Origin of the sequence: Butyrivibrio sp. FC2001 (assembly GCF_000424125.1) — a bacterium.
Lineage (GTDB): Bacteria > Bacillota > Clostridia > Lachnospirales > Lachnospiraceae > Butyrivibrio.
Map to the genome: position 1 here is coordinate 1 of NZ_AUJH01000042.1, position 1,962 is coordinate 1,962.

The 1,962-nt window shown below is 38.5% G+C and carries 1 protein-coding gene; it reads right to left on the reverse strand.

Annotated features, from left to right (window positions below; translation table 11 throughout):
- Positions 1-97: 97 nt before the first annotated feature.
- Complete coding sequence (locus G601_RS0113785) at positions 98-1,825, reverse strand: IS1634 family transposase (protein ID WP_026665711.1); 1,728 nt, start codon at positions 1,823-1,825, stop codon at positions 98-100.
- Between the last annotated feature and the right edge of the window lie 137 nt (positions 1,826-1,962).

Sequence of the window (1,962 nt, forward strand, 5' to 3'; positions counted from 1 at the left end):
TCCTGTCTTTGACAGTTCAACAACAATAAATAACGCCGAAAACCTTGAATCATCTGGCTTTCGGCGTTATCTTTGTGCTTCTTGAAATATAGTAATATTACCTTTGCTTACTCTGTTTTTCTATTGTTCTCATATCAGCTTTGGTGATGAATTCGTAGTCAGTTCTGAATCCGCATGTTCTGTGGAGAGCATCAGTCAGTTTGTCTCGAACATAAGTAGGCATGTATCCCTGACCTTTTATGTCTGCAAAATTCATAGATTTTAATTTATCCAGGATTTCTTCACAGGTATACTTGCTTTCAAGCTGCTTTTCCAATAAACGATATACAAGTAATGCCAGGAAACATGTAAGAAAATGAGCTTCTATCCGGTCCTCTCTTCGTATATATACAGGCCTTGCTGAGAAGTCTGTTTTCATAATTCTGAAGCATTCTTCAATCTGCCATCTGCCTTCACTCACTTTTAAAATCTCTTGGACATCGTCATCTATCAGATCTGTGCAAACAGCATAGAGACCATCATATCTGGCTTCTTCAGCAACCTTGTCCTCATCAAGATAGTAATGGATATCAGCAACTTCACCTTCTTTGGTACATGCATCCTTGCCTATAAAACGAGCTGGATCATTAGGATTCTTGCGATTCTTTTTGAGCTTTCCATTTTTTATCATAGCTTCAGCGCGTTGAACCTGAGCTTCTCGGATTGACCTTTGATAAGCTGCATATTTAGGGGAGTAGGTGATTATGAGGAGTTGGTCTATATTTCCACTGATATAGGGAATTTCTTTGTAGTAAAGTTCATCAGAATCATCATCTTGAATTGCTGCAACAGAGACCTTTTTATTATCCGAAAGTCTTTTGAATCCATCCTTGCTCAGCGCAAGTGCTTTGTTCTCTGCATCAAGTTTTTTTATTGACTGGGTGACAATAAAAGCTCGTTCTCCAAGATGATTAAATTTGCGGTTATCTGTTGAACCAAGACCAGCATCACTGCAGTAAATGAACTTCTCATGCCCGAACTGCTGGAGTATTTTGGACTCCAGAGGCTTTAGTGATTTCTGTTCGTTTTGATTTCCTCCAAAGATTGAAAAAGCTAGAGGAATACCGTCTCCATCAATGAAAAGTCCCATCTGAACGATTGGATTGGGACGATGTTCCTTGCTTTTGCCATACTTTTTAATACCGTCTTCCTGCTCGATTTCAAAATAGAAATTTGAACAGTCATAGTATAGAACCCTGTCGTTTCGCTTTCCGAAAATTTTGCTGCATTTAAATACCTCAGACTGAATAAAATCAGACTCCTCTGCAAGAACCGACAGCGCTCTGTAAACATCATGAAGTTCATAAGTAGGAGCTTCAAGATATGACTGAGCTGCTTTATATGCGGAAAGCTTACTGCGAGGATCCAGGATACGGTTATAAATCAGATCTGATAGGATGGCGTTCAGGTCGTATTCATAATGATGACGTTGTTTGATGGTTTTGCATATCTTATCCAGCTGGAGTTTGTAATAAACAGCTTGAGGAAACAGATATCCACCTTCAAAAAGCTTACGCTGAGCATAGTCTAATTCTTTGTCGGCGTGGAAAACAACCTGAACAGACTTTGTTTTACGAGCCTGCTTATACTTTTGAGTTTCAGCAGCAACTTCACTCTTACACCATGCAATAACATCATCACGAGTAGGCCCATGATCCTTTAATAGTTCTGATAGAGTGCCGAGTTTGCGAACAGTAGCAGTTGTGCTCTTGCCCGAATTATCGATATAGGATTTTGAAATATAAAACGATTCTGAGTTTTTGGACTTTGAGATTGTAAGCTTCATAATAATTATCCCCCAGCCCTTATTATAACACATATCGCTATATATTACTATATATTAAGAATATAAATTTGACAAAAAAATACAGACCAGCTGTGGCCTGTAAGTACTTCTGATATAATTTAACTGTCAAACTCCCG